Origin of the sequence: Micromonospora sp. NBRC 101691 (assembly GCF_030269285.1) — a bacterium.
Taxonomy (GTDB): Bacteria; Actinomycetota; Actinomycetes; order Mycobacteriales; family Micromonosporaceae; genus Micromonospora; species Micromonospora echinospora.
In genome coordinates this window covers 58,385-81,047 of sequence record NZ_BSTB01000009.1, presented here as the reverse complement: position 1 = coordinate 81,047, position 22,663 = coordinate 58,385, and the positions used below count along the sequence as shown (strand labels likewise).

The window sequence follows — 22,663 nt, the reverse complement described above, 5'->3', positions numbered from 1 at the left end:
GGCAGACGGGGACGAGGAGGCGGCGTGGACCTGGCGACCGAGTTCGAGGCGGAGCGGGCCCACCTGACGGCGCTGGCGCACCGGATGCTCGGCAGCCGTGCCGAGGCCGAGGACGCCGTCCAGGAGACCTGGCTGCGGTGCGCCGCCGCGCTGACCGACCCGGCGGCCCGCGCGCAGGTCCAGGAGCTGCCCGCCTGGCTGACCACGGTCTGCGGCCGGATCTGCCTGGACGTGCTCCGCTCCGCCCGGCACCGGCGGGAGAGCTACCCGGGGCAGTGGCTGCCCGAGCCGGTGGTGACCCCGCTGCCGGACGGGTTCGCCCCCGACCCGGCCGAGCGGGTCACCCGTGCCGACCAGGTCGGCACCGCGCTGCTCGTGGTCCTGGAACGCCTCACCCCGGAGCAGCGGGTGGCGCTGGTGCTGCACGACGTCTTCGCCGTCGGATTCGACACGGTCGCCGAGGTGCTCGGGACCACCCCGGCCGCCGCCCGGCAGCTCGCCTCCCGGGCCCGTCGGGCGGTCGACGACGACGGCGTACCCCGGCACCGGGCCGACCGGGCCGAGCAGCGCCGGCTGGTCGAGGCGTTCCTCGCCGCCAGCGAGTCCGGCGACCTGGCCGAACTGCTGCGGGTGCTCGCCCCCGGCGTGGTGATGGTCGGCGACGGCGGCGGACACTTCCCGTCGGCCCGGCGGCCGATCCTCGGCGCGGACGCGGTGGCCCGCTTCGTGCTCGGCGTGTTCGGCCCCGACGGCCGGTACGCGGGCCAGGTCCGGTTCCGCCGGGTGCTGGTCGACGGCACCGTCGGCCTGTACGGCGAGGCACCTTACCGGGACGGCCGGACGATCCGGGTGGTGCTCTCGTTCGCCATGCACGACGGCCGGATCACCGGGGTGTTCAACCAGCTCAACCCGGAGAAGCTGGCCGCGCTGCCCCCGCTGTGAGGGCTCAGACCACCAGGGCGAGCCACTTGCGGTACGACGTGGCGAACGGCTCGGTGCCGTCGCCCAGCGCACCCATCAGCCAGCGCGCGGCGGCCTCCGCCTCCACCACCAGGTCCTCCGGGTAGCCGAACCGGACCCGGTGCTCGGCGAACTCGTCCTCGTCGCGCAGTTCGACCAGTCCGGTGGCCCGCCGCCGGACCACGTCCAGGTCGAGGTCGACCAGGTGCACGGTGTCGGTGCCCTCCCAGCGCGCCGGGCTGGCGATGTCGCAGTAGACCTCGCTGGTGCGCGGCGGCGGGTTGAACATCCCCGTCCACCAGCCGTGGTGGGGCACCAGCAGGACGAAGGGGATCTGCTCCACCGAGGGACGGCCATGGTAGATCGATTCGGTGCCGGCGGTGACGCCGAGCCAGACGCCCAGGTCGTCCTCGGCGAGCCGCCGGGCCGGGTAGTCGCGGTGGGCGCTGCCGTCGTACTTCTGGTAGATCACACGCACCACGTCGCTCGGCATGCCCCGCAGCCTATCCCGGATCCCCCAACAGGCGCGCTGCGGAAAGAACCGGTAGACACTGACCGATTCCGGACGGTGACCTCCGCCACGACGTCATCGACGCGAAGGGTGTCGTCGGGTACGGGTACGGTCGCACGGTGACTCCGCCGCGCGCCGCCACCAGTTCCGCCAGTTCCCGCACCCGGCGCCGGGGGTCCCGGCCGAGCGGCGCGGAGCTGCTCGAAGCGGCCGTGACCGCGGTGCCCGGCGGGTCGGCCCGGCCCGGCCAGCAGCAGATGGTCACCGCGATCGAGGAGTGCGTCGCCAGCCGGGAACACCTGCTGGTGCAGGCCGGCACCGGCACCGGCAAGTCCCTGGGGTACCTCGCCCCGGCGCTGACCGTGGACGGGCCGGTGGTGGTCTCCACCGCCACCCTCGCCCTCCAGTCCCAGCTCGTCGAGCGCGACCTGCCCCGGCTCGCCGAGGCGGTCGAGCCGGTGCTCGGCCGCCAGCCGACCTTCGCCGTCCTCAAGGGACGGCACCACTACCTCTGCCTGGCGCGGCTGGACAGCTCCACCGAGGACGAACCGGTGGACACCCTCTTCGACGCCCCGACCGGCTCGGGCGGGGGCACCCGGTGGCTCGGCGAGGCGGGCCGGCTCGGCAAGCAGGTCCAGCGGCTGCGCGACTGGGCGATGGAGACCGACACCGGGGACCGGGACGAACTCGACCCGGGCGTGGACGACCAGGCGTGGCGACTGGTGTCGATGCCGGCCCGGGAGTGCGTCGGGGCGTCCCGCTGCGGGTTCGGGGCGGAGTGCTTCGCCGAGGCCTCGCGGGCGCGGGCCCGGGAGGCGGACATCGTCGTCACCAACCACAGCCTGCTCGCGGTGGACATGCTCGCCGGCCGGCACATCGTGCCGCCGCACAAGCTGCTGATCGTCGACGAGGCCCACGAACTGGCCGACCGGGTCTCCTCGGCGGCCCAGGCCGAGCTGGTGCCCGAGCTGATCGACCGGTCCGCCAAGCGGGCCCGGCCCCTGCTCAAGCCGGAGGCCGCCGAGGCGCTCGCCGAGGCCGGCGACGCGCTGGCCGTCGCGCTGACCGAGGCGCCCGCCGGGCGGATCACCAGCGGGCTGCCGGGGCCGCTGCGGGAGGCGTGCACCCTGCTGGACGCGGCGACCCGGGCCGCGCTCGACGCGATCGGCGAGGTCAAGGCCGACGACCCGGACCCGGTCCGCAAGCAGCAGGCCAAGGCGGTGCTGGACGAACTCTCCACCACCGCGCAGCGGCTGCTGGAGGAGGCCGACCACGACGTGGCCTGGGTGGAGAAGCCGGACAACGGCAACCGGCGGGCCCTGGTGGTCGCGCCGCTCTCCGTCGCCGGCACCCTCGCCACCCACCTGTACGAGGAACGCACCGTCGTCGCCACCTCCGCCACCCTGACCCTGGGCGGTCGGTTCGACACGGTGGCCCGGGCACTCGGACTGGAGGCCCCGCCGGCCAACCCGCCGTCGCCAGCCGCCAGTGCCCTCGCCGCCACCACCGGGCGACCCGACCGGTCGGCGTCGACGCGGGCGGACACCCCGGTGACACCGTCGAGCGACCGCCAGGGGTCGGCCGAGCCGGCGACCGAGGGGCCGGGCTGGCGGTCGCTCGACGTGGGCTCCCCGTTCGACTACGCCCGGCAGGGCATCCTCTACGTCGCCGCGCACCTGCCCCGGCCCAGCGTCTCCGGGCTGCCCGAGGCGGCCGGCGAGGAACTGCTCGCGCTGGTCGGCGCGCTCGGTGGGCGTACCCTCGGGCTCTTCTCGTCGCGGCGGGCCGCGCAGCAGGCCGCGGAGCTGCTCCGGGCGCGGACCGACCTGCCGGTCCTGCTCCAGGGCGAGGAGTCCCTGCCGCTGCTCGTGCGCCGGTTCAAGGAGGAGAAATCCAGCTGCCTGTTCGGGGTGATGTCGCTATGGCAGGGAGTGGACGTGCCGGGCGACTCCTGCCAGCTCGTGGTGATCGACCGGCTGCCGTTCCCGCGTCCCGACGAGCCGCTCGCGGCGGCCCGGGCGGCGGCGGTGGACGCCGGCGGTGGCTCCGGCTTCGCGTCGGTCAGCGTGCCGATCGCCGCCATCCGGCTGGCCCAGGGGGTCGGGCGGCTGATCCGCTCCACCGGCGACCGGGGCGTGGTCGCCGTGCTGGACTCCCGGTTGGAGACGGCCCGTGGGTACGGGCCGTTCCTGCGCCGGTCGCTGCCGCCGTTCTGGTACACCACCCGCCCGGAGGTCGCCCGGGGTGCCCTGGAGCGGCTCGGCCGCTCCTGACCCCGTGGTCAGGGGGCCTTGGCGGCGACCACCACGGCGTCCGGTGGGGTGTCCGGCACCGTACGGGCGGCGAGCCGGCGCACGGCGGTGTTCAGCACCGCGATCAGCGGAACCGAGACCAGAGCACCGGTGATCCCGGCCAGCACCACCCCGGCGGCGATACCGATGATCACGGCGAGCGGATGGATGGCCACCGCCCGGCCCATGATCAGCGGCTGGAGGACGTGCCCCTCGACCTGCTGCACGCCGATCACCACCCCGAGGATGATCAGGGCGGTGACCAGTCCACTGTCGACCAGGGCGACCAGCACCGCGACCGTTCCGGAGAGGGTCGCGCCGACGATCGGGATGAACGCGCCGAGGAAGACCAGCGCCGCCAGCGGGAAGGCGAACGGGATGTCGAAGACGACCAGGAAGATGCCGATGCCGACCGCGTCGATGAAGGCCACCAGCACGGTGGCGCGGACGTAGGCGACCAGGGTCGCCCAGGAGGCCTGACCCGCGTCGTCGACCTTCCAGCGGGCTCCGACCGGCAGCAGCCGGACCAGGAAGCGCCAGATGATCCGGCCGTCCCGGAGGAAGAAGAACGTCGCGAACACCACCAGCAGCGTCCCGGTCAGCAGCTCGGCGACGGTCGCGGCGGTGGAGAGCGCGCCGCTGGTCAGCCGGTTGGTGTTGTCGTTGACCCACTGCTGACCCTCGTTGATGTAGCGGTCGAGCTGGCTGTCGCTCATGTGCAGCGGGCCGGTCTTCAGCCAGTCCTGGATCTGCCGGACCCCCTGGGAGGACTTCTTGCTCAGCTCCGGGACGCCCTTGATGAACTCGTTGACCACCAGGGTCAGCGTGCCGACCACGGCGGCCACCCCGCCCACCAGCACCACCGCCGTGGCCAGCGACCGGGGGAAGCGGGCCCGCAGCAGCCAGCCCACGGCCGGGGCAAGCAGCGCCGAGAGCAGCAGCGCGACGGCCAACGGAATGATCACGATGCGGATCTGGCCGACGATCCGCAGCAGCGCCCAGCCGACCAGTCCGACCACGAGCAGCCGCCACGACCAGGCGGCGGCGATCCGCAGCGCGTGGGGGACGTCCGCGTCGTCCTGGCTGGCGGTGGAGGGGTGTGGGGCGACCGGGGACTCCGCGCCGACCACCACCGCCGACGGCGGGGCTACCGGTCCCGGGCTGGTGGGCGAGGCGACTCCCGAATCCGGTCCACCCGGCCGAGCGGAGACGGCGCCGACACGGGCGCGGTGGCGTTCCCGTCCCGCCCGGACCGCGTTCCGTCCCGACTCGTACGCGCGGCGGAGCCGTTCGCGTACCCGTTCCAAGCGGCTCACGCACACCTCCAGGTGACCATCTGCTGTCCTACGGTAACGACCGGACATGAACCTCGCCGACGCCACGGTAGGCGCGTTCCGCCACACCTTGCCCCCGCGCCGCACCCGGTAACCACCAGCGGGAGGGCAGGTCCGGACACGGTAGCGTTCCTCCCGTGACCGCTGACCAGAATCTCGACTCCGGGCTGCCGATCCGTCTCCTGCACGACCGCGTGCTGGTGCGGCTGGAGGGGAGCGAGGGGGAGCGCCGCTCCACCGCCGGCATCGTGATCCCGGCGACCGCGGCCGTGGGCAAGCGCCTGGCCTGGGCGACTGCGGTGGGAGTGGGCCCGAACGTCCGGTCCATCGTCTCCGGCGACCGGGTGCTCTTCGACCCCGACGACCGGTCCGAGGTCGAGCTGCACGGCCGGGGCTACGTCCTGCTCCGCGAGCGGGACGTGCACGCGGTCGCCGCCGAACGCGTCGAGAACGACTCCACCGGCCTCTACCTCTGACCCGGCGTCCTCCCCGGCCGGTAACGGCCGCCGGCTCGACGCCCTCCCCCACCGACCGGGCCCGCTGCCCGGTCGGTGCCGTTTGCACCTGGGAACGGCGGGAAGCCAGGCACGTCCACGCCCTGGGGAGGGACGATGCCGGTTTTCCTGAAGAAGCTGCTGATCTGGGGAAGCGTCGCCTTCCTGATCTACTTCATGGCGTTCCGGCCCCAGGGGGCGGCAGAGATGTTCAAGGCCATCGGAGCCGCGCTGATGGCCATCGCCGCCGGTCTGGGTGACTTCCTGAGCAGCCTGATGACCTGACCGCGGCCCTGCCCCGGTATCCGGGGCAGGGCGGTCGCGGGGTCGGGGAATCAGCGGTGGGGCGGCCAACCGGCGGGCGGCGGGCCGTACCAGGCGGGGGAACCGGGGACGTACGCCGGGGGCGGGGGCGGCGGCGCGAGCACCACCGGGATCGGCACCACCGGCTCGTCCGGCGGGTCCACCGGGCGCTGCTGGCCGTCCGGGAAGCGCAGGTGGTAGCGCTGCCCGTCCCAGATACCGACCGGGGCGTACGGATCACGCCCCACGAAGAACGACCGGTACGCGCTGATCGAGTCCAGCAGGTGCCGCTCCTCGGCGAGGGTCCGCTGCCAGTCGGCCGGACGGGTGTCCAGGCCCCGGCGCATGCCGTCGCGGAGCAGCGCCAGCCGGGTGGCGGAGAACTGGTAGCCCCGCATCGCCTTCACCGCGCGGTCGCCCCCGACCCGGCGGGCCCAGCTCCGGGCCGCGTGCCGTCGCCCGAGACTGCCCAGCGCGGCCACCTCCGGCGGGGTCAGCCAGCCGGCGCGGACGTAGTCGGGCAGGACGCGTTCGGTCAGTCGTCCCTCCCAGGCCCGCAGCCAGACCGCCAGACCGACCATGCCGAAGAAGATCGGCACCATCACGCCGATGTAGCCGTAGAGGGCGACCAGCGGCTGCCCGATGGCCAGGGACAGCGACGGCAGGAAGTTCCAGGCGCCGTGCAGCATCATCGCCAGCAGCAGCCCGGCGAGCGGGGCGAGCACCCGCACCCGGCGGTCGGCGGTGCGCGCGGCGATGCCCAGCCCCACCCCGACCATCGAGGTGAACAGCGGGTGGGCGAACCCGAAGATCAGGATCCGGACGATGAAGGTCATCAGCACCATCTGCGCGCCGGTGGCCGGGCCGTACTGCTCGACGCCGGTGCGGTAGCTGTGCCCGCCCAGGTAGAGGATGTTCTCCACCATCGCGAAGCCGACCGCCGAGAGCCCGCAGTAGACCAGCCCGTCGGTGATGCCGGACCACTCCCGCCGCCGGAACAGCAGCAGGAGGATCGGGCCGAGCGCCTTGGTCAGCTCCTCGATGAAGGGGGCGCTGAACACGGCGGTGAGCGAGTCGGGCAGCCCCCAGTCGGCGAACCGGTCGGCGAAGAAGCTGTTGACGGTCAGCGAAGCCGCGGTGGAGACGAACGCTCCCCAGGCGAAGCAGAAGATCAGGTACTTCAGGGGTTCCGGTTCGTACCGGTCGAGCCAGAGAAAACAGGTCACCAGCACCGGGACCGGCAGGATCGCGGCGACCAGGCCGATCAGCAGGGCCTCCGCCCCCAGGCTCTCGCCGAGCGTGAAGAGCATGAAGACCGCGCAGGCGGCGATGAGCAGGATCGCGCCGGCCAGCACCACGTACCGCCACCAGCTCCGACGACGGTACGGCAGCGGCGCGCCGGGCGGCCCGCCCAACGGGGATAGGGCGGGGCTCGGCGGCGGCGGAGCAGTCGGGGTGGCTCCGCCGGACGGGGTGTCGGCCATGCGGTCAGCGTAGCCACCCGCCACCGGACCGGCCGGGCGCATTCGGTACGGGTGATGCCCGGCCTCGGCGGCGGCGCCCGGTTTACGGCACCCGACACGGCTGGCCGGAGGCGGGACCCGGAGCCCGGCGCGGGCACCGGTGCGCGGCATCCGGAGGGCCGGGCACGGCTGGTCAGGGCAGCGGCGGGGGTGAGGTGTGCCGGGGCGGGGCGTGCTGCTCGGCGGGCGGGGTGGGGGTCTCCTGTTCACCGAAGGCCTCCCGGACCAGCCGGTTGGCCTCCTCCTGCTCCAGGCCGGAGGCGACCATCAGGTCGCTGGCGGTGGTACGCACCTGCGCCACCACCACGCTGCCGGAGAAACCGACTCCCTGTGCGTACGCCCGGCCGGCCTCGCTGACCGCGCGCAGCGAGCGCTCCCGGCTGTCCTGCGGTTCCGCCCCGACGGCGAACTCGTGCCGGAGCAGCCGCACCGACTCGGCGAGGTGACCGATCGCGTCGGGCAGCGGGTCGGGCACCGGTTCCCCGTCCTCGATCATGGTCACCGCCCGGCGGATCAGTGTGCCGCTGTTACGCATCGCCCGGTCGATCGGCGCGGCGGCCTCGGCGTAGTGGTGCAGCTCGTCGCGTCGGTGCCAGCGGGCCGGGGAGATGGTGATGGTCTCCTTCGCCCCCTCGATCGCCTCGGTGAACGCGGTCAGCTCCTCCTGGTTGGCCCGGAGCCGTTCCAGTGCCCGCTGGCACAGGTCCCGGTTCCGGTCCCGGATCCCCTCGGCCGCCCGGTCGAGCTGGCCGGCGAGCAGGTCCATGGCCGGGCGGGCGGCCCGGTTGATCACGCGGAGCGGGTTGAGCGGGAGCAGCACCGCCGTCACCAGCAGCGCGATACCGCCGCCGACGAAGGCGTCCACGAACCGGGGGATCTCCAGATTCTCGGTGGACGGGCTGAGCGTGGCGATCAGCACGGCCGTCGCCGCCGCCTGGATGACCACCGAGGCGTTGCCACCGAGGAAGGTCGACACCACGATGGCGAGGAACACCACGAGGGCGAGCTGCCACGGTCCGGTGCCGAGGAAGTAGATGATCAGGTCCCCGATGAGCACCCCGAGGGCCACCCCGACGATCAGCTCCAACGTCCGGCGCAGCCGCTGCCCCACCGAGGCGGCCAGGGTGCCGACCGCCGAGATCGGCGCGAAGACCGGTTCGGGGTTGCCGAGCAGCTCGTGCGCGGCCAGCCAGGAGAGCGCCGCCGCCAGCCCGGCCTGCAACGCGAGCGTCATCACGCTGCGCAGCCGGTGCAGCCGGTCGCTCAGGGTGGCCCGGCCCCGGTGCCGCAGCTCGGCCATCGCCCCGGCGATCCGGGCGGTGTCGACGTCGACCAGCCCCTCCCGCAGCCGCTCGGAACGGTGCCACAGCGCACGGCGACGGTTACGGGCAACAGCCATGGGCGGGACTACCCGCGCCGGGACGGGTGAATCCTGCCCTCCCTTCCGCACCGCCCGCTGGCGGCACGCTCCGCCCGTGTGGATGCAGGGGTCCCCTGCTCACGCTTTTTGCGTAACAGGGGACCCCTGCATCCACCCCCGTGGGGCAGACTGCGTCCGTGGAGACGCTGGTGCGACGGTGGCGGGCGGCAGCCCACGCGGCGGGTGCCCCGGACACGGAGGCGCTGGCCCGGGCCGGGGAGGCGCTGGTCACCCGTTGGCAGGAACCGCAACGGCACTACCACACCGTCGCGCACCTGACCGCCGTGCTGGACGTGGTCGACGCGTACGCCGGGCACGCCGACCGGCCCGATCTGGTGCGACTCGCCGCCTGGTGCCACGACGCGGTCTACGATCCGCGCGCCACCGGGGACGCCAACGAGCGGGACAGCGCGGCGTTGGCCGGCACCCTGCTCACCACGTTGGGGATCCCCGCCGGGGCGGTGACCGAGGTCCGCCGGCTGGTACTGCTCACCGCCGGCCACGCGGTCGCCGCCGACGACCGCGACGGGGCCCTGCTCTGCGACGCCGACCTGGCCGTCCTCGGTTCCGACCCGCAGCGGTACGACGACTACGCCGCCCGCGTCCGCCGGGAGTACGCGCACGTGCCCGAGCCGGCGTTCCGGGCCGGTCGGGCCCGGGTGCTGGCCGGGCTGCTCGCCCTGCCGGCGCTGTTCCGACTTCCCGCGCCCGCCACCCGGTGGGAGGCCCCGGCACGGGCGAACCTGGCCCGCGAGCTGGCCACACTGCGATCCGTCGGGTGAGTCCCGGCGCCGCCTGCCCCATGGTCACCACGGCGTGCACCGGAGGTCGCCGCGCCCCGGCCGGTGGGACGAGCCCCGGAGTCGGCCGCGCGAGGTCCGTCGGGTGCGCTCCGGGCCGGACGGCACCCACCTGACCGGGTGGTCGCCCCGGGCCGGACGGCACCCACCTGACCGGGAGGTCGCCGCCGGGCCGGACAGCGGCTGCCACCTGCGGCGCGAACCGGCGCACTGTGGTCACCTGGCGGGTGCGCCGCTACCCTCTCCTGCATGTCCGCCACCCCCCTCCTCGACGAACTGCGCGCCGCGCTCGGTGAGGCCGCCGTGCTGACCGACCCGGACCTGCTGCGGATGCACCAGCGGGACGAGGCCGACCTCTGCGCCGCCGGCATGCCCCTGGTCGTGGTCCGGCCACGGGACACCGCCGGAGTGGTAGCGGTGGTGCGCGCGGCGGCGCGGCACGGCGTACCGGTGGTGCCGCAGGGCGCGCGGACCGGGCTGGCCGGCGCGGCGAACGCGGTCGACGGCGCGGTGGTGCTGACCACCTCGGCGATGGACGCGATCCTGGAGATCGATCCGGTCAGCCGGATCGCCGTGGTGCAGCCCGGGGTGGTCAACGCCACCCTGGCCGGCGCGGTCCGCCGGCAGGGCCTCTACTACCCGCCCGACCCGGGCTCCTGGGAGTCGTCCACCATCGGCGGCAACGTGGCCACCAACGCCGGCGGCATGTGCTGCGTCAAGTACGGCGTGACCACGGAGTACGTGCTCGGCCTGGAGGTGGTGCTCGCCTCCGGCGAGGTGCTGCGCACCGGGCGGCGGACGGCCAAGGGCGTCGCCGGTTACGACCTGACCCGCCTCTTCGTCGGTTCGGAGGGCACGCTCGGGATCATCACCGAGGTGACCCTGGCCCTGCGGCCCGCCCCGGAGGAGTCGCTGACCCTGGTCGCGGTCTTCGACTCCACCGCCGACGCGGGCACGGCGGTCGCCGGGATCGCCGCGCAGGGCCTGAGCCCGAGCCTGCTGGAACTGCTCGACCGGACCCACCTTCAGGCGATCGAGGCGTACCAGCCGATGGGGCTGCGCACCGACGCCGAGGCGCTGCTGCTCGCGGCGGCCGACACCGGCCCCCGGGCCGCCGAGGACCTGGCCCGGCTGGAGAAGGTCTGCGAGGCGGCCGGCGCCTCCGAGGTGTACGCCGCCACGGACGCCGTGGAGGCGGCGGCGCTGCTCCAGGCCCGGCGGCTGGCCTACCCGGCGATGGAGGCGTTCGCCGCCCGGTCGTACCCGGCGGGCAACGGCGGGCTGATCCTCGACGACGTGGCGGTGCCACGTGGCGCGCTCGCCGCGCTGCTCGACGGGGTGGCCCGGATCGCCGCCGGGTGCGACGTGCCGATCGGTGTGGTGGGGCACGCCGGGGACGGCAACATGCACCCCATCATCGTGGTCGACCGGGCCGACCCGGCCAGCCTGGAGCAGGGTCGCCGGGCCTTCGACGAGATCATGCGGCTCGGCCTGGAGCTGGGTGGCACCTGCACCGGCGAGCACGGGGTGGGCCTGCTCAAGCGGGACTGGCTGGCCCGCGAGATCGGCCCGGTCGGGGTCCGGGTGCACCACGCGATCAAGGCGGCGCTCGACCCGGACGGCCTGTTCAACCCCGGCAAGGTGTTCTGACCGCCGGAACGGCCGTGGTCGGCGCGGGGGCGTGGTCAGTACGGCGTGGGCAGTCCGCTCAGGTCGCTGTCCGTGCCCCGGTCGGCGGCGAAGCCCCGGACGTCGGGCGCGCCGAGCCGGGCCGCGTCGGCGGTCGCGTCGTCCGGCATCCGCTGCGACTGCCGTTCCGCCTCCACCCGGGCCCGGTAGTGCGCGACCTCGCGGGCCCGCACGTCCGCGTCCCAGCCGAGCACCGCGCCCATCAGCTCGGCCGTGTGCTCCGCCGACTCCAGCCCCCGGTGCGTGGTCTCGAAGGAGATCCGGGTACGCCGGGTGAGCACGTCCTCCAGGTGCAGGGCACCCTCCGCCCGCGCCGCGTAGGTGACCTCGGCGGCCAGGTACTCGGGGGCACCGGCGAGCGGGGCGGCGAGCAGCGGATCCGCCGCGATCAGGGCGAGCAGGTCCAGGGTCAGGCTGCCGTACCGTTCCAGCAGGTGCTCCACCACGCCGACCGGCACCCCGTGCCGGCGGGCCAGGTCGGCCCGGTCCCGCCACATCGCCGCGTACCCGTCCGCGCCGAGCAGCGGCAGGTCGGCGGTGCGTGACGGGCGGACGTTGCCGAGCCGGCGGGCGGCCCGGTCGACCACGTCACCGGCCATCACCCGGTACGTCGTGTACTTCCCGCCGGCCACCAGCAGCAGCCCCAGCATCGGCTCGACCACCGCGTGCTCCCGGGAGAGCTTCGAGGTGGAGTCCGCCTCACCGGAGAGCAGCGGGCGCAGCCCGGCGTAGACGCCCTCGATGTCGTCGGTGGTGAGCGGCTTGTCCAGCACCGTGTTGACCTGTTGCAGCAGGTAGTCGATGTCCCGCGCGGAGGCGGCCGGGTGCGAACGGTCCAGCCGCCAGTCCGTGTCGGTGGTGCCGATGATCCAGTGCCCGCCCCACGGGATGACGAAGAGCACCGAGGTCGGCGTCCGCAGGATCAGCCCGGTCTCGCCGGTGATCGCCGAGCGGGGCACCACGAGGTGCACCCCCTTGGAGGCGCGGACCCGCAGACCGGGGCGCAGCCCCACGTCGTTGAGCATCCGGGACATGTCGTCGCTCCACACGCCGGTGGCGGCGATGACCGTGCGCGCATGCACCTCGAACTCGGCGTCCGGCGAGCCGGGGGGCGCCTCCAGGTCGCGGACGCGTACCCCGGTCACCTCCCGGGCCTGCCGGATCAGGCCGACGGCGCGGGCGCTGGTCACCATCGTCGCGCCGAGGCTCGCCGCGGTGCGGGCCAGGGTGACCACCAGGCGGGCGTCGTCCACCTGCCCGTCGAAGTAGCGGATCGCGCCGGCCACCTGGTCGGCCCGCAGGCTCGGGAAGACCCGCCGGGTGCCCTCGCGGGTCAGGTGCCGGTGCAGCGGCATGCCCCGGCCGCCGCCGAAGAGACCGGCGAAGGCGTCGTACGCGGCCACGCCGGTGCCGTAGTAGGCCCGCCGCCAGACGCGGGCCGGCAGGTCGCGCAGCCCGCCGCTGTCCGGCAGCGGCACCAGGATCGGCACCGGACGGACCAGGTGCGGCGCGAGCCGGGTGGCGAGCAGCCCCCGCTCGGTGAGCGCCTCGTGCACCAGGCCGAACTCCAGCTGCTCCAGGTAGCGCAGGCCACCGTGGATCAGCTTGCTGGAGCGGCTGGACGTGCCGGCGGCGAAGTCCCGCGCCTCGACCAGGGCCACCTTGAGGCCCCGGGACGCGGCGTCCAGGGCAGCGCCCGCACCCGTCACCCCACCTCCGATGACCAGGACGTCGAACCGCTCGGCCCGGAGCCGGCGCAGGTCGGCGGCCCGCCGGACGGGCGAGAGCTGACCGGCGACCGTACGGGAGATGTTGGGGTCACGCACCCGTTCACGGTATCGGGACCGGCGGTCGGCGGCACACCCCGAACCCGTCTGCGTACCGTACGGGCATGCAGCCCGTGTATCCGCCCGCGCCTCCGCTCCCCCCGTCGACGGTGCCGCCGCCCGGGCCGCTGCCGGTGGTCGCGGCCGTCCTGGTCGGTTGCTGGACGGTCGCGGCGGTCCTGCTGCCTCAGCTCGTCAGTTGGATCGCCGAGCAGATCCTGCTCGCCAGCGGGCTCCACCAGCCGGTCTGGATCTGGCCGGTGGTCTCCCTGGTCACCGTCGTCGCGGTCGGGGTTCCCGCGCTGCTGCTGGCCCTGCTGCCGCGCTCCGGAGCGGTCCGCGCCACCGGTAGGGCCTGGCTGGCCGGAGCGGTGGCGCTCGGTGTGCTCGGGCTGCTCCGGATGATCCCGGCGGTGCACCACGAGGCGTACCTCGCCGCGCTCGCCCTGGTCGCCGCGCTGACCGCCGTGGTCGCCGCCCGGCTGCTGCGCGCCGGCACCACCACCGCTGGTCCGGGCGGACGGGACGGCACCGCTGGTCCGGGCGGACGGGACGGCACCGCCGGGGTCACTCCGCTCGCGGTCGCCGCCGGGCTGGTCCTGCTGCTGCCCTGGCTCTGGCTGGGTGCGCTCGGCGGGCTGCTGGAGACGGTGCTCGCCGCGCTGGCCGCCACGGCGGTCGGTGTCCTCGCCGGGGTCCTGCTCGACGTCGGTTTCTGGGCCCGCTTCGGGGCCGGTCGACCCACCCGTCCGGCGCTGCTGGTGCTGGGCGGCGGCGCGGTGGCCGGGGTGACGTTGCTGCTGGTCGCCGCCGGCACCGGTCACTCCGGTGCGCAGCTCGCCATGCTGCTGACCCTGCCGCCGGTCGGGTTCGTGCTCGGCGCGCTCCAGGCGCCCACCGATCCGGACGGACGGCCGACCGGACGCGCCCCGGTGCGCTGGCTGGTCGGGCTGGGCGTGTTCGGTCCGCTGGCCTTCACCGATCCGGAGGAGGTCACCCTGCTGCTGAGCACCACCCGGGACGTGCCGTTCTGGGTGATGGTCGCCGCCGGGGCCGGTCTGGTCGTCGCGCTCGGGCTCTCCGTCGGGTACGGCGTGCTGCTGCCGCGCCGCGTGCCGGGGCGACGGTTCGCCACGGCGGCCGTGGTCGTCCTGCTGGTGGCGGGCACTCTGGTGTACGCCGGCCCCGGCCAGCCGGGACTGCACGGCGAGCGCCTGCTGGTGGTGCTGCGGCAGCAGGCCGACCTGAGGGACGTCCCGGCCACCCCGGGGGCGGCCGGACGGGACGCCCGCGTCCGCGAGGTCTACCGCCGGTTGGTCGACACCGCCGACCGTACCCAGGCCGACCTGCGCCGGGAGCTGGACCGGCTGCGGCTGGCGCACACCCCGTACTACCTGGTCAACGCGATCGAGGTGGACGGCGGCCCGGCGGTGCGGGCCTGGCTGTCGGGCCGCCCCGAGGTGGACCGGGTGCTGGTGAGCCAGCGGTTGCGTCCGCTGCCCGCCCCGGCCGGCACCAGCCGGGGCGACGCCGCCGGACCCACCGGTCCGGAGTGGAACATCCGCATGATCGGGGCGGACCGGGTCTGGTCGGAGCTGGACGTGGACGGTTCCGGGATCACCGTGGGCAGCTCGGACTCCGGTGTGGACGCCGGCCACCCGACGCTGGCGGCCGGGTTCCGGGGCGGCGACGACTCCTGGTACGACCCGTGGGAGGGCAGCCGGTCCCCCCGCGACCGGAGCGGACACGGCACCCACACGATGGGCAGCGCGGTGGGGCGGGACGGCATCGGAGTCGCGCCCGGCGCGAACTGGACCGGCTGCGTGAACCTCGACCGCAACCTCGGCAACCCGGCGCACTACCTGGACTGCCTCCAGTTCATGCTGGCCCCCTTCCCGCCCGGTGGTGACCCGTTCACCGACGGTCGGCCCGAACGGGCCCCGCACGTGCTGACCAACTCGTGGGGCTGTCCGACGATCGAGGGCTGCGACCCGCAGGTGCTGCGGCCGGCGACCGCCGCCTTCGACGCGGCCGGGGTGTTCGTGGTGGCCGCCGCGGGCAACACCGGTCCGTACTGCGCCTCGATCGACGACCCGCCGGCTCCGTACGCGGACGTGTTGACCGTCGGCGCGGTCGACCGGTCCCGCCGGGTCACCGACTTCTCCAGCCGGGGGCCGGTGCCCGGGGTGGCCAAGCCGGACCTGGTCGCACCCGGTGCCGGGGTGCGCTCGGCGATGCCCGGGGGCGGATACTCCGTCCTGGACGGCACCTCGATGGCGACCCCGCAGGTGGCCGGGGTGGTCGCGCTGATGTGGTCGGCCAATCCGGCGCTCGTCGGTGATCTGGACGGCACCCGGCGCATCCTGCGGGAGACCGCCACCCCGGTCGACGCGTCACCCGCACCGGGCGGGGAGGCGACCTCGACGTGCGGCGGCGCCGCCAACGTCGCCGGGGCCGGCCTGGTCGACGCCTACGCCGCCGTCCGCTCCGCCGGGGTGTGAGCAGGGGACCCCTGTTACCGCTTTTTGATGAGGAAGGGCCCCCTGCAACCACCCCGGCGACGCCCGCACCGCCGAAGCCGCCCGGCACGTGCCGCAGTCGCCGCATCCCGCGCAGCCGGTACGGCCGGTGCAGCGGCTGCCGTTCGTGCCTCGGGTGGCACTAGGGTCGGCGTCCATGGACGACGAGCGGATCAGCGTGACCGAGCTAACCACCGAGCGGCTGCCCGAGGTGGTCGCGCTCTGCCGGCGGGGCCTGGATCTGGCCGAGGACGCCGCCGAGGCCGAGGCCATCGTGGACACCGTGTACGGGCGGGCCCGGCTCGACCGGCCGGTGGTCGGGCTGCTGGCCGTACGGGGCAGGAAACCCGTCGGCGTGCTGGTCTGCTCCGTCCCCGGGCGGCCGGACGCGGCGTACGGCTGCGTCGACCTGGTGGTGGTCGTGCCGGAGGAGCGTCGGCGCGGCGTGGCGCGGGCGCTGCTGGCGCACGCCGAACGGTGGCTCGCCGAGCGGGGCGCGCGGGAGGTGCTGCTGGCCGGGAACCCGCCGTACTACGCCTGGCCGGGCATCGACGTGCGGTACACGCCGGCGGTCTGCGCCGCGCTGGCGCTGGGCTACCGCCAGGACCGGACCGCCTGGAACATGACCGCCGACCTGTCGTACGACGACTCGCCCGCGCTGCGCTCCACGGTGGAGGCGGAGCGGCGGCTGGCCACCGCGGGCGTGACGGTACGCCGGGCGGAACCGGCCGACCTGCCGGCGCTGACCGCGTTCGCCCGTGACACCTTCGGCGGTGCCTGGGACGGTGAGCTGCTCGGTTCGGTGGGCCGCGCCGGGGCGGGGTGCCACGCGGCGTGGCGCGACGGGGTGGTGGTGGGTTTCGCCGCCTGGGGGTCGTCCCGCCCGAGCTGGTTCGGGCCGATGGGCACCGATCCGGCGGCGGCCGGTTCGGGCATCGGAGGCGTGTTGCTGCGGCGGTGCCTGCGGGACCAGCGGGACGCGGGGATCGAGCACGCCCAGATCGGCTGGGTGGGCCCGGTGCCGTTCTACTCCGGCAGCGCGGGAGCGCGGATCGAGCGGGTCTTCCTGCTCTACCGGAAGGACATCGACCCCGATCGCCCACAAACCGGGCAGGGACCCGAATAGTCCCGTTCCACCCCGGAGCCTGCCGTGGATCTCCTACCGTTTCGGCAGGAGGAGGCAGTCATGAGGATGGACGACGAACCCGCCGACGACGCCGCGCCCCTCGCCTGGGCACCCGTCGGCGACCTGCCCGGTCACCTGCCGATCGACTGGCTGGACTACGGCGACGCCGAACAACTGGTGGAGATGTCCGCCGGCACCGAACCGGCATCTACCGAACCGTTGGAGATGGTGGACGCGCCCGTCGGAACCGATCCGCCGGACCATCGTCCGGGCCGACGACGCCCTCTGCCGACCTGACCGGACCGGGCACCGGGCGGTCGACCGCCCACTTCCGGGCCGCGCCCCGGGGCACCCCGGACCTGCTGCCGTGGACGGCGGATACGGGACGGCCGGTCACCGGATCCGCGCCGGAGACGACCGCCGGACCCGGCGGCCACCGGACGCCCGACCGCCAGTCCCGCGAGGCCCGGCGACCACCGGACGCCCGACCGCCGACTCCGCGCGCGGACAGCGGAAGGGGCGGACCGCTGACGCGGCCCGCCCCTTCGGCGTGTGTCGGAACCGGACTCAGAAGTCCATGTCCCCGCCACCCGGGCCAGCCGGGGCGGCCGGGGCCTTCTCCGGCTTGTCCGCGACGACGGCCTCGGTGGTGAGGAAGAGCGCCGCGATCGACGAGGCGTTCTGCAGCGCCGACCGGGTCACCTTGGCCGGGTCGATGATGCCCGCGGCCAGCAGGTCGACGTACTCACCGGTCGCGGCGTTGAGGCCGTGACCCGGGTCGAGGTTGCGGACCCGCTCGACGACGACGCCACCCTCCAGGCCGGCGTTGACGGCGATCTGCCGCAGCGGGGCGTCCAGCGCGATCTTGACGATCTGCGCGCCGGTCGCCTCGTCGCCGACGAGGTCCAGCTTGTCGAAGGCGGTCTTGCCGGCCTGCACCAGCGCGACGCCACCACCCGGGACGATGCCCTCCTCGACGGCGGCCTTCGCGTTGCGGACGGCGTCCTCGATGCGGTGCTTGCGCTCCTTCAGCTCGACCTCGGTGGCCGCGCCGACCTTGATCACCGCAACGCCACCGGCCAGCTTGGCCAGCCGCTCCTGCAGCTTCTCGCGGTCGTAGTCGGAGTCGCTCTTGTCGATCTCGGCCCGGATCTGGTTCACCCGGCCCTGGATCTGCTCGGCGTCGCCGGCACCGTCGACGATGGTGGTCTCGTCCTTGGTCACCACGACCTTGCGGGCGCGGCCCAGCATCTCGACGCCGACGGCGTCCAGCTTGAGGCCGACCTCCTCGCTGATGACCTGACCACCGGTGAGGATGGCGATGTCGCCCAGCATGGCCTTGCGGCGGTCACCGAAGCCCGGCGCCTTGACGGCGACCGACTTGAAGGTGCCCCGGACCTTGTTGACGACCAGGGTCGCCAGGGCCTCGCCCTCGATGTCCTCGGCGATGATCAGCAGCGGCTTGCCGCCCTGCATGACCTTCTCCAGGATCGGGAGCAGGTCCTTCACCGACGAGATCTTGCTGTTGACGATCAGGATGTACGGGTCGTCGAAGACGGCCTCCATACGCTCCGGGTCGGTCATGAAGTAGGCGGAGATGTAGCCCTTGTCGAAGCGCATGCCCTCGGTGAGCTCGAGCTCCAGGCCGAAGGTGTTGCTCTCCTCGACGGTGATGACGCCTTCCTTGCCGACCTTGTCCATCGCCTCGGCGATGATCTCGCCGACGCTGGCGTCACCGGCCGAGATGGAGGCGGTGGAGGCGATCTGCTCCTTGGTCTCCACGTCCTTGGCGAGCTTGGACAGCTCCTCCGAGACGTTCGCGACCGCGGCCTCGATGCCCCGCTTCAGGGCCATCGGGTTGGCACCGGCGGCCACGTTGCGCAGACCCTCGCGGACGAGGGCCTGGGCCAGGACGGTCGCCGTCGTCGTGCCGTCGCCGGCGACGTCGTCGGTCTTCTTGGCGACCTCCTTGACCAGCTCAGCGCCGATCTTCTCGTACGGGTCCTCGAGCTCGATCTCCTTGGCGATGCTCACACCATCGTTGGTGATGGTGGGGGCACCCCACTTCTTCTCGAGCACGACGTTGCGACCCTTGGGGCCGAGCGTCACCTTCACGGCGTCGGCGAGCTGGTTCATGCCCCGCTCGAGGCCGCGACGGGCCTCCTCGTCGAACGCGATCATCTTGGCCATACGGCGTTGTCCTCCTGGACACTCACGGGCCACCCGAGTGTGTGTCCCGGATGGGCCGCCTGGTGTACGCACCTTGGGACGTCGCCACCTGGCGACGACGACGTCTCCTCGGCCGGGCCGGATAGCCCGCGACGACCGGCCATGTGCCACGCGGCTCGATGCCGCGCGACCGTGGCCCTACCGTCCCGACCATTGGCACTCACGCCATGCGAGTGCCAATGACTTGTTTAGCACTCTCCCCTGCCGAGTGCAAGCACGATGGCTCCGTCGGACGCGCCCACCGGCCGGCCGACATCGCACCGCCCACCCGAAGATCATGAACTCGACGGACAACTCGACCTCTCCGGACACGTCCACTTCACGGTCGACGCGGAGAGGGAGGAAGGGAGCAAGGGAGTGCCGGACGAACGTCAGCCGGCGGAGCGCGGCGACGGCACGGAAGCGAGCGACCCCGGAGACGGGAGGTGGGGCCTCACACGGCATGTCGGGGTGCCCGCACGGAGGGACACCCCGACATGCCGTGGTTCGCCTCGGGCCGACGGCTCGGGTGAGCCGCCGGAACGGGCTGGTGAACGGGGGCGCGCCCGGCTCCGGGAGGGCCGGGTCCGGGCGGGCCCGGAGGGAACGGAGGGGACGGGAGAAAAGGAGGGAACGGGTCAGCCGTGGGCCGATGCCGGCACCTGCCAGCCGGGGCGACCGCAGGCCATGCCGGGCGTGGTGGCGACACCTCGGCGCCGCCTCACGGAGTCAGCTCAGGCGATGACGCGCACCCGCTCGGCCTGCGGGCCCTTCTGCCCCTGAGCGATCTCGAACTCGACCCGCTGCCCGTCGTCCAGCGCCTTGTAGCCGTCCATCTCGATCGCGGAGAAGTGGACGAAGACGTCCTGCCCTCCGTCGACGGCGATGAAGCCGTAGCCCTTTTCGGCGTTGAACCACTTGACGGTGCCTTGCGCCACGGTGCACTTCCTCACTTCGCTGGGCGACACGCAACCCCCGACGCCGGTCCGATCGACATCGGGACCACCGCTTTCCTCACCGGCCCGGAGCGGCCGATGTTCGGTGACCGAAATCGCACGCTACACGAAGCGTGACGACAGCGCACGACCACAAACCAGGGCATAGCGGACGGGTCTCGACCCGGGATCGCATCGGCGGCCATCGTTGCGGTAGGCATTCGGACATGACGCGGAATCCGGCCAGGTCGACGCCGTGCGTACCCATCGTCCGCAGGGTCCGCCCGGCCGACGCCGCCCGCATGCGGGCCCTGCGGTTGGAGATGCTCGCGGACGCCCCGCTGGCCTTCCTGGAGACCCTCGCGGACGCCGCCGCCCGCCCGCATGCCGAGTACGCCGCCCGGATCGCGTACACCTCGACCGGCTCGCACACCGCGCAGTTCGTCGCCGACCCCGGTGGCCGCCTGGTCGGGCACGCCGGAGGCGTCGCCTCGCCACACGAGGCGGGGCTGACCGTGGTCTTCGGGGTCTACATCACCCCCGCCTGGCGCGGCACCCGCCTGCTCGCCGACCTGATCGACGAGGTCGGTCGCTGGTCACGGGCGTGCGGACGACCGGAGCTGATGCTGGAGGTGGTGATCGGCAACGACCGCGCCTACCGGTCGTACCTGCGGCTGGGCTTCACCGACACCGGGGTACGCGTGCCGCACCCCACGATCCCGTCGATGCGGGAACTCCAGATGCGCCGCGCCGCCTGAGGGTGTGCGGCCCGAGGGGACGCCGCCGTTCACGCACGCGCCGCCCGAGGGCGGCAGCCGCTCTCCCGCGCGCCCCGCGAGATGGTTGCAGGGGACCCTTCCTACGCAGAAAACGGTAGGAAGGGTCCCCTGCTACCAACCAGCCCGGCCGCCGCCGGGTGGGCTACCGACCAGCCCGGCGCGGTCAGGCGGTGTGGCGGCGGCTCTGCACCACGCGGAACCGGTTCGCCACGTACGCGCCGTCGGTGAGGGCGGCGTTGGCGGCCGGGTTGGCGCCGCTGGCGTGGAAGTCGGAGTACGCCGCCGACTGGTTGACGAAGACCCCGCCGGTCAGGTTGCCGGACAGGTGCACCCCGACCTCGATCGCCGCTGCCTCGGCCGCGTCGAGCACCGCCTCGTCGGTGGAGTAGACGGCGGCGGTCAGCGCGCCCTTCCGCCCCACCGTGGTCCGGAGGATCTCCAGGCTCTGCGCGGTCGAGCCGGTGGCGATGACGAACGAGACCGGGCCGAACCACTCGCGGCCGTACGTCGCCGTGGCGTCCGCGTCGAGCTTGACGATGGTCGGCGTACGAACGACCGCGTCCGGGTGCGCCGGGTGCTCCAGCGGACGCGACTCCAGCACGACGTCACCGAGCTTGGTCGCCTCGTCCAGCCGCTCCAGCACCCCGTCGTTGACGATCGCGCCGGTCAGCTCGACGGCGCGGGCCGGGTCGGCGGTCAGCTTGGCCACCGCCGCGGCGATCCCGGCGGCCACCTCGTCGAAGCTCTTGTGCCCCTGGTCGGTGGCGATGCCGTCGGCCGGGATGAGGATGTTCTGCGAGGTGGTGCACATCTGGCCGCTGTAGAGCACCAGCGTGAACCCGAGGTTGCGGCACATGCCGGCGAAGTCGTCGGTGGAGTCGATCACCACCGTGTTCAGCCCGGCCTTCTCGGTGTAGACCGAGGCCTGACGGGCGTGCTGCTCCAGCCAGTCGCCGTACTCGGTCGAGCCGGTGAAGTCGACGATCTTCACGGCCGGGTGCAGGGCCAGGTCGGAGGCGAGCTTCTCGCCCGGGGCCTCGGCGGCGAGCAGCACCAGGTTCGGGTCGAACCCGGCCTCGGCGAGCACCTCGCGGGCCACCTGGACGGTGATCGCCAGGGGCAGCACCGCGCGCGGGTGCGGCTTCACCAGCACCGGGTTGCCGGTGACCAGCGAGGCGAAGAGACCGGGGTACGAGTTCCAGGTCGGGAACGTGTTGCAGCCGATCACCAGCGCCAGGCCCCGGGGCACCACGTGGAACGTCTTGGTCATCCGCAGCGGTTCGCCCTTGCCGGCGGGCTTCTCCCACCGGGCCGTCGCCGGGTGCCGGGTCATCTCCGCGTACGCGTACGCGATCGCCTCCAGCGCCCGGTCGAACGCGTGCGCCCCGCCGGCCTGGAACGCCATCACGAAGGCCTGCCCGCTGGTGTACTGCACCGCGTTGGCCAGCTCGAAGATCCGCTTGTGCAGGCGGGAGAGGATCTCCAGGCAGATCCCCGCGCGGGCCTGCGGGCCGGCGTCCCGCCAGGCGGGCAGGGCGGCGGAGGCGGCGGTCACCAGCTCGTCGACCCGGGCGTGCGGGTAGCGCACGCCCAGCGTCACCCCGAACGGGCTCGCCTCGGTGGCGATCCGGTCGCCGGTGCCCGGCTGGTCGAGCGGGAAGTCGCCGTCCAGGTACGCCTCGAAGGCGGCCCGGCCCTCGGCCGCGGCGGTCTCGCCGTACACGCGGGGGCTGGGGGACTCGGGGTAGGCGGACCAGTACCCGCGCTCGGAGATCGCGGTCAGCGCCCGGGTGAGGGTGTCGGCGTGCGTGGCGTACAGGGGATGCGGGGTCTCCGTCATGCCGCCATCATGCCGCAGCCCGGGAGGAGTCGGTAAGGGCCGTGAGCCGAGTCGGCACGGGCCGTGAGTTGGCTGGCCGGGCTCGCCCCGGGGGCCCATCCTGGA

Annotated in this window: 17 protein-coding genes and 2 pseudogenes; 11 read left to right on the top strand and 8 right to left on the bottom strand. The window is 73.9% G+C overall.

Features of this window, described 5'->3' with window-relative positions; genetic code table 11:
* Positions 1-24 precede the first annotated feature (24 nt).
* Positions 25-942, top strand: a complete 918-nt coding sequence (gene sigJ / locus QSK20_RS16140) for an RNA polymerase sigma factor SigJ (RefSeq protein WP_285789403.1) — start codon at positions 25-27, stop codon at positions 940-942.
* Positions 943-946: 4 nt separating this feature from the next.
* On the opposite strand, the gene QSK20_RS16135 is transcribed toward sigJ, so the two are convergent.
* Positions 947-1,453, bottom strand: a complete 507-nt coding sequence (locus QSK20_RS16135) for a DUF402 domain-containing protein (RefSeq protein WP_285789402.1) — start codon at positions 1,451-1,453, stop codon at positions 947-949.
* A gap of 137 nt (positions 1,454-1,590) precedes the next feature.
* Between QSK20_RS16135 and QSK20_RS32265 the strand changes: the two are divergent.
* Positions 1,591-2,931 (top strand): annotated as a pseudogene (locus tag QSK20_RS32265) (ATP-dependent DNA helicase); the annotation flags it as partial.
* A gap of 126 nt (positions 2,932-3,057) precedes the next feature.
* Positions 3,058-3,744: pseudogene (locus tag QSK20_RS32260) on the top strand (ATP-dependent DNA helicase); the annotation flags it as partial.
* Between the two features lie 8 nt (positions 3,745-3,752).
* On the opposite strand, the gene QSK20_RS16125 reads toward QSK20_RS32260, so the two are convergent.
* Positions 3,753-5,126 carry an AI-2E family transporter gene (locus QSK20_RS16125; RefSeq protein WP_285789400.1) on the bottom strand — a complete coding sequence of 458 codons (1,374 nt, stop codon included), beginning with the start codon at positions 5,124-5,126 and terminating at the stop codon, positions 3,753-3,755.
* Between the two features lie 107 nt (positions 5,127-5,233).
* On the opposite strand from QSK20_RS16125, the gene QSK20_RS16120 reads away from it, so the two are divergent.
* Together QSK20_RS16120 and QSK20_RS16115 are read left to right on the top strand one after the other, a co-directional pair.
* Positions 5,234-5,572 (top strand): GroES family chaperonin, encoded by a 339-nt coding sequence (locus QSK20_RS16120; RefSeq protein WP_088981859.1) that lies wholly within the window; start codon positions 5,234-5,236, stop codon positions 5,570-5,572.
* Positions 5,573-5,707: 135 nt separating this feature from the next.
* Entirely contained in the window at positions 5,708-5,875 is a 168-nt protein-coding gene (locus QSK20_RS16115) for a hypothetical protein (RefSeq protein WP_285789399.1), read from the top strand.
* A gap of 50 nt (positions 5,876-5,925) precedes the next feature.
* On the opposite strand, the gene QSK20_RS16110 is transcribed toward QSK20_RS16115, so the two are convergent.
* Together QSK20_RS16110 and QSK20_RS16105 are read right to left on the bottom strand one after the other, a co-directional pair.
* A complete protein-coding gene (locus QSK20_RS16110; protein WP_285789398.1) occupies positions 5,926-7,419 on the bottom strand; it encodes a PrsW family intramembrane metalloprotease in 1,494 nt (497 codons plus the stop codon).
* A 130-nt stretch (positions 7,420-7,549) separates the two neighbouring features.
* Complete coding sequence (locus QSK20_RS16105) at positions 7,550-8,716, bottom strand: FUSC family protein (RefSeq protein ID WP_285789543.1); 1,167 nt, start codon at positions 8,714-8,716, stop codon at positions 7,550-7,552.
* 257 nt (positions 8,717-8,973) lie between these two features.
* Between QSK20_RS16105 and QSK20_RS16100 the strand changes: the two genes are divergently transcribed.
* Positions 8,974-9,618 (top strand): HD domain-containing protein, encoded by a 645-nt coding sequence (locus QSK20_RS16100; protein ID WP_285789397.1) that lies wholly within the window; start codon positions 8,974-8,976, stop codon positions 9,616-9,618.
* 267 nt (positions 9,619-9,885) lie between these two features.
* On the top strand, positions 9,886-11,286 hold the full coding sequence (locus tag QSK20_RS16095; protein WP_145837141.1) for an FAD-binding oxidoreductase: 1,401 nt from the start codon (positions 9,886-9,888) through the stop codon (positions 11,284-11,286).
* Positions 11,287-11,321: 35 nt separating this feature from the next.
* Here QSK20_RS16095 and QSK20_RS16090 read toward each other — a convergent pair whose 3' ends face one another.
* Positions 11,322-13,136, bottom strand: coding sequence for a glycerol-3-phosphate dehydrogenase/oxidase (locus QSK20_RS16090; RefSeq protein WP_285789542.1), 1,815 nt, complete (start codon positions 13,134-13,136; stop codon positions 11,322-11,324).
* Positions 13,137-13,216: 80 nt separating this feature from the next.
* Between QSK20_RS16090 and QSK20_RS16085 the strand changes: the two genes are divergently transcribed.
* The 3 genes from QSK20_RS16085 to QSK20_RS16075 all read left to right on the top strand — a co-directional run bounded on the left by QSK20_RS16085 (position 13,217) and on the right by QSK20_RS16075 (position 17,093).
* Positions 13,217-15,652 (top strand): S8 family serine peptidase, encoded by a 2,436-nt coding sequence (locus tag QSK20_RS16085; protein WP_285789396.1) that lies wholly within the window; start codon positions 13,217-13,219, stop codon positions 15,650-15,652.
* Positions 15,653-15,827: 175 nt separating this feature from the next.
* On the top strand, positions 15,828-16,796 hold the full coding sequence (locus QSK20_RS16080; protein WP_285789395.1) for a GNAT family N-acetyltransferase: 969 nt from the start codon (positions 15,828-15,830) through the stop codon (positions 16,794-16,796).
* A gap of 60 nt (positions 16,797-16,856) precedes the next feature.
* Positions 16,857-17,093 carry a hypothetical protein gene (locus QSK20_RS16075; RefSeq protein WP_285789394.1) on the top strand — a complete coding sequence of 79 codons (237 nt, stop codon included), beginning with the start codon at positions 16,857-16,859 and terminating at the stop codon, positions 17,091-17,093.
* 270 nt (positions 17,094-17,363) lie between these two features.
* Here QSK20_RS16075 and groL read toward each other — a convergent pair whose 3' ends face one another.
* Positions 17,364-18,986: a chaperonin GroEL gene (gene groL / locus QSK20_RS16070; protein ID WP_145837145.1), complete on the bottom strand. Its 1,623-nt coding sequence runs from the start codon at positions 18,984-18,986 to the stop codon at positions 17,364-17,366.
* 752 nt (positions 18,987-19,738) lie between these two features.
* Entirely contained in the window at positions 19,739-19,942 is a 204-nt protein-coding gene (locus QSK20_RS16065; protein WP_013288855.1) for a cold-shock protein, read from the bottom strand.
* 224 nt (positions 19,943-20,166) lie between these two features.
* On the opposite strand from QSK20_RS16065, the gene QSK20_RS16060 reads away from it, so the two are divergent.
* Positions 20,167-20,697: a GNAT family N-acetyltransferase gene (locus QSK20_RS16060; protein ID WP_285789393.1), complete on the top strand. Its 531-nt coding sequence runs from the start codon at positions 20,167-20,169 to the stop codon at positions 20,695-20,697.
* A 184-nt stretch (positions 20,698-20,881) separates the two neighbouring features.
* Here the strand turns inward: QSK20_RS16060 and paaN are convergent, their stop codons facing one another.
* Positions 20,882-22,558 carry a phenylacetic acid degradation protein PaaN gene (paaN, locus tag QSK20_RS16055; protein WP_285789392.1) on the bottom strand — a complete coding sequence of 559 codons (1,677 nt, stop codon included), beginning with the start codon at positions 22,556-22,558 and terminating at the stop codon, positions 20,882-20,884.
* Positions 22,559-22,663 lie beyond the last annotated feature (105 nt).